Below are 4,803 nucleotides of genomic sequence, written 5' to 3' on the forward strand. Positions count from 1 at the left end.
GTCCTCGTCGGTGAGGATCACCATCTCGCCGCCACCGATGTCGTAGCCCTTGGCGATGTCGTCGTAGGTGACCTCCTCGCCGCAGACCGAGCAGGAGCCTTCCTCTGGTCACTGGACCGGCTGTCCCGCGAGCCGGCACCGGCCGAGGCCCGCCAGCGGTGCCGCGTGCTCTACGTCAGCCCGCTCAAGGCGCTGGCCGTCGACGTGGAACGCAACCTGCGCGCCCCCCTCGCCGGGATCCGGCAGGCGGCGACCCGGCTGGGCATCGCACCACCCGACATCACCGTTGGCATGCGCACCGGCGACACGCCGGCGGACGAGCGACGAGCCTTCGCCCGCACCCCACCGGACATCCTCATCACCACACCCGAGTCGCTGTTCCTGCTGCTCACGTCCGCAGCTCGCGACTCGCTGCGGGGCGTTCAGACGGTGATCGTCGACGAGGTGCACGCGGTGGCCGGCAGCAAGCGTGGCGCCCACCTCGCCCTCTCCCTCGAACGCCTCGACGAGCTGCTGCCCGCCCCGGCGCAACGCATCGGCCTCTCCGCCACCGTCCGGCCGATCGACGCCTGCGCGCAGTTCCTCGGCGGCGCCCGTCCGGTCGACGTGGTGCAGCCGGCTACCCCGAAGACCATCGAGGTCAGCGTTCAGGTCCCGGTGGAGGACATGACCCGCCTCGACGAGCAGGAGCAGCCACCGGAGGACGACCTCGGCGGCCCCGGGCCACGACGTGCCTCGATCTGGCCGGCCGTCGAGGAACGGGTCTTCACACTCATCGGCCAGCATCGGTCGACGATCGTCTTCACCAACTCCCGCCGCAGCGCCGAACGCCTCTGCGCCCGGCTCAACGAGCTCGCCGCCGAAGAGGCGACCGAGAGCGCTATCGGCGTACCGGAAGGGTTGTCGGCCGACGACGACCTGGCGGGCGACCGCGACCCGGCGTCCGGGGCGCAGCGGTGGGGTGGACCTGCCGGCCCGGTGCGCAACCGGCCACCAGCCGAGGTAATGGCCCAGTCCGGCGCGGCCACCGGCGCGACGCCGGTGATCGCCCGCGCCCACCACGGCAGCGTGTCCCGGGAGGAGCGCAAGCACATCGAGGAGGCGCTCAAGTCCGGCCAGCTGCCGGCGGTCGTGGCCACATCCAGCCTGGAGCTGGGCATCGACATGGGCGCTGTCGACCTGGTGGTGCAGATCGAGGCGCCACCCAGCGTGGCCGCTGGTCTGCAACGGGTCGGCCGGGCCGGGCACCAGGTGGGCGCGGTCTCCCGTGGGGTGGTCTTCCCGAAGCACCGCGGCGACCTGCTGTCCTGCGCAGTGGTCGCCGAGCGGATGACCGACGGCGCGATCGAGGAGCTGCACTACCCGCGCAATCCCCTGGACGTGCTGGCCCAGCAGATCGTGGCGATGGTGGCACTGGAGCCGTGGCAGCTCGGCGACCTGGCCGTGCTGGTCCGCCGGGCCGCGCCCTTCGCCGAGCTGCCCGACTCGGCGCTGCACGCCGTTCTGGACATGCTCTCCGGCCGATACCCGTCCACCGCGTTCGCCGAGCTGCGTCCCCGACTGGTGTGGGACCGGGCCACCGACCTGCTCACCGGCCGTCCCGGCGCACAGCGACTCGCGGTGACCAGCGGCGGCACCATCCCCGACCGGGGCCTGTTCGGGGTGTTCCTGGCCGGCGCGGAGCGGGCCGCCCGCGTCGGTGAGCTGGACGAGGAGATGGTCTACGAGTCGCGGGTCGGCGACGTCTTCCTGCTCGGCTCCTCCTCCTGGCGCATCGAGGAGATCACCCCGGACCGGGTGCTGGTCTCGCCCGCCCCCGGTCAGGCGGCGCGGATGCCGTTCTGGAAGGGCGACCAGCTGGGCCGACCGGTGGAGCTGGGCCGGGCCATCGGCGCCCGGGTGCGCACCCTGCTGCGACAGAGCGACGAGGCGGCGCTGGCCGCGCTGCGCGACGGCGGCCTGGACGAGTGGGCGGCCGGCAACCTGATGGCCTACCTCCGTGATCAGCGCGAGGCCACCCGCTCGCTGCCCGACGACCGGACGATCGTGGTCGAGCGGTTCCGTGACGAGCTGGGTGACTGGCGGCTCGCCGTGCACAGCGTCCTCGGTGCCCGGGTCAACGGGCCCTGGGCGCTGGCGGTGGGCCGCCGGCTGGCTGAACGGTACGGGGTGGACGCTCAGGTGATGCCCTCCGACGACGGCATCGTGGTGCGACTGCCGGACACCGCCGACGAGCCGCCCGGCGCCGACATCGTGGTCTTCGAGCCGGACGAGATCGCCCAGCTCGTGGAGGAGTCGGTCGGCACCTCCGCGCTCTTCGCCGCCCGTTTCCGGGAGTGCGCCGCCCGGTCGCTGCTGCTCCCCCGCCGCGACCCGCGCCGCCGCCAACCGCTCTGGCAGCAGCGGCAACGGGCCGCTCAACTGCTCGACGTCGCCCGCGAGTACGCCGACTTCCCGGTCACTTTGGAGGCAGCCCGGGAGTGCCTCCAGGACGTCTTCGACCAGCCCGCACTGGCCGGGCTGATGCGTGACCTGGCCACCCGCAAGGTGCGGTTGGTCGAGGTCGAGACCAGCGCGCCGTCCCCGTTCGCCCGTTCGCTGCTCTTCGGTTACGTCGGCGCGTTCCTCTACGAGGGCGACGCGCCGCTCGCCGAGCGTCGCGCCGCCGCGCTCGCCCTGGACTCCACGCTCCTCGGCGAGCTGCTCGGTCGGGTCGACCTGCGCGAGCTGCTCGACCCGGCGGTGCTCACCGAGACGGATCGGCAGCTGCGGTGGCTGACCGAGCAACGCCGCCCCCGCGACGCCGAGGACGTCGTCGAGCTGCTGCGGGTTCTCGGTGACCTGAGCGACGCCGAGTTGACCGAGCGGGGGGTGCCCGAGGCCTGGCTGACCGAGCTGGAGGCCACCCGCCGGGTGCTGCGGGTCCGGATCGCCGGGGAGCAACGCTGGGTGGGCGTCGAGGACGCCGCCCGGCTGCGCGACGCTCTCGGCGTGGCGTTGCCGGTCGGGGTGGCCGAGGCGTACCTCGCCCCGGTGGCCGATCCGCTCGGCGACCTGGTGGCCCGCTACGCCCGCACCCATGGGCCGTTCGCGGCGGCCAGCTGTGCCGCCCGCTTCGGGCTCGGCGTGTTCGTCGTCGAGCAGGCGTTGCGCCGGCTCGGCGCGACCGGACGGGTGGTCTCCGGGGAGTTCACCCCGGACTCGGCCGGCGCGCAGTGGTGCGACGCCGAGGTGCTGCGGATGCTGCGCCGCCGTTCACTCGCGGCGCTGCGCCGGGAGATCGAGCCGGTGCCGCCCCGGGCGCTCGCCACGTTCCTGCCCCGCTGGCAGCAGGTCGGCTCCTCCGCCCGAGGTGTGGAGGCGCTCGCCGCGACGGTGGAGCAGTTGCAGGGCGCGGCGGTGCCGGCGTCCGCCCTGGAGCGGCTGGTGCTGCCCGGTCGGGTCGCCGACTACTCCCCCGCCCAGCTCGACGAGCTGTGCGCCAGCGGGGAGGTGCTGTGGGCGGGGTCGGGTGCGATCTCCGGGGGCGACGGCTGGGTGACCCTCGCGTACGCGGACGCCGCTCCACTGCTGCTTCCGCCGCCGGACGAGGCGTTGACCCGTACCCCGCTGCACGACGCGGTGCTCGACGCGCTCGACGACGGGCAGGCGCTGTTCTTCCGGGCCTTGGCCGACCGGGTCGGCTCGACCGACGACGCCGCGCTGACCACAGTGATCTGGGACCTGGTCTGGGCCGGGCACCTCACCAACGACACCCTCGCTCCGCTGCGCGCGGTGCTCGGTGCCGGCGGTGCACACCGCTCGCGGCCGTCCGCGCCCCGCACCCGTTACCGGCGTCCGGGTCGGGTGGCACTGCCCACCCGGAGTGGCCCGCCGACCGTCGCCGGTCGGTGGTCGCGCCTGCCGGAGCGGGACGTCGACCCGACCCGACGGGCGGCGGCGCTCGCCGACGTCCTGCTGGAACGGCACGGGGTGGTCACCCGCGGCGCGGTGATGGCCGAGCAGGTGGTCGGCGGTTTCTCGGCGGTCTACCCGGTGCTGTCGGCCCTGGAGGAGCGCGGCGCGGCCCGCCGGGGTTACTTCGTCGAAGGGCTGGGCGCGGCGCAGTTCGCGGTACCGGGCGCGGTGGACCGGCTCCGCGCGTTGGCCGACTCCACCGACGGCGCGCGGGGCCGGGGCACACCGGCCACCGTGCTCGCCGCCACCGACCCCGCCAACCCGTACGGCGCGGCGCTGCCCTGGCCGGACCGGGTGCTCGACTCCGGTGACGGGGCCGCCCCGGCGACCGGGCACCGGGCCGGCCGCAAGGCCGGTGCGCTGGTGGTGCAGGTCGGCGGTGACCTCGTCCTCTACGTGGAACGCGGCGGCCGGACGCTGCTCTCCTTCAGCGACGACGCGGACGCCCTCGCCGCGGCCGGCAAGGCGCTCGCCGACGCCGTCCATTCGGGCGCATTGGGTGCGATGTCGGTGGAGCGGGCCGACGGCGAGGCGGTGCACTCCTCACCGCTGCGCGACGCGCTGACCTCCGCCGGTTTCCGGGCCACCCCCCGTGGCCTGCGCCTGCGCGGCTGACCGCGCTCAGCCGAGGCTGTCGAGGACCTTCTCGTAGCGGGGACGGTCGGCGGCCGGGGTCTTCGCCGCCAGGTAGTTGAGCACCACCGCTCCACGCCGGTACGACTGACCACCCCAGGTCTCCGCGATGTCGCTGGCGCTGGTCTCGTCGGGGAACACGTACACCGTGACGGCGTCGGTGGCGACGACCTCGGAACAGCCCAGGCCCAGCCCGTCCGGCCCACAGTCGAC

Annotated in this window: 2 protein-coding genes and 1 pseudogene; 1 reads left to right on the plus strand and 2 read right to left on the minus strand. The window is 74.5% G+C overall.

The annotated features are described in order from the left end of the window. Positions 1-57: hypothetical protein (locus ACWCO3_RS31590; protein WP_450013542.1), on the minus strand; the 57-nt coding region annotated here is incomplete at its 3' end. A gap of 36 nt (positions 58-93) precedes the next feature. Here ACWCO3_RS31590 and ACWCO3_RS31595 point away from each other — a divergent pair. Beyond that, a pseudogene (locus ACWCO3_RS31595) lies at positions 94-4,572 on the plus strand (ATP-dependent helicase); the annotation flags it as partial. Positions 4,573-4,578: 6 nt separating this feature from the next. Here ACWCO3_RS31595 and ACWCO3_RS31600 read toward each other — a convergent pair. Continuing rightward, on the minus strand, positions 4,579-4,803 hold a 225-nt coding region (locus ACWCO3_RS31600), incomplete at its 5' end, for a hypothetical protein (RefSeq protein WP_450013540.1).

The sequence above is a fragment of the Micromonospora sp. NPDC002411 genome (assembly GCF_053592955.1).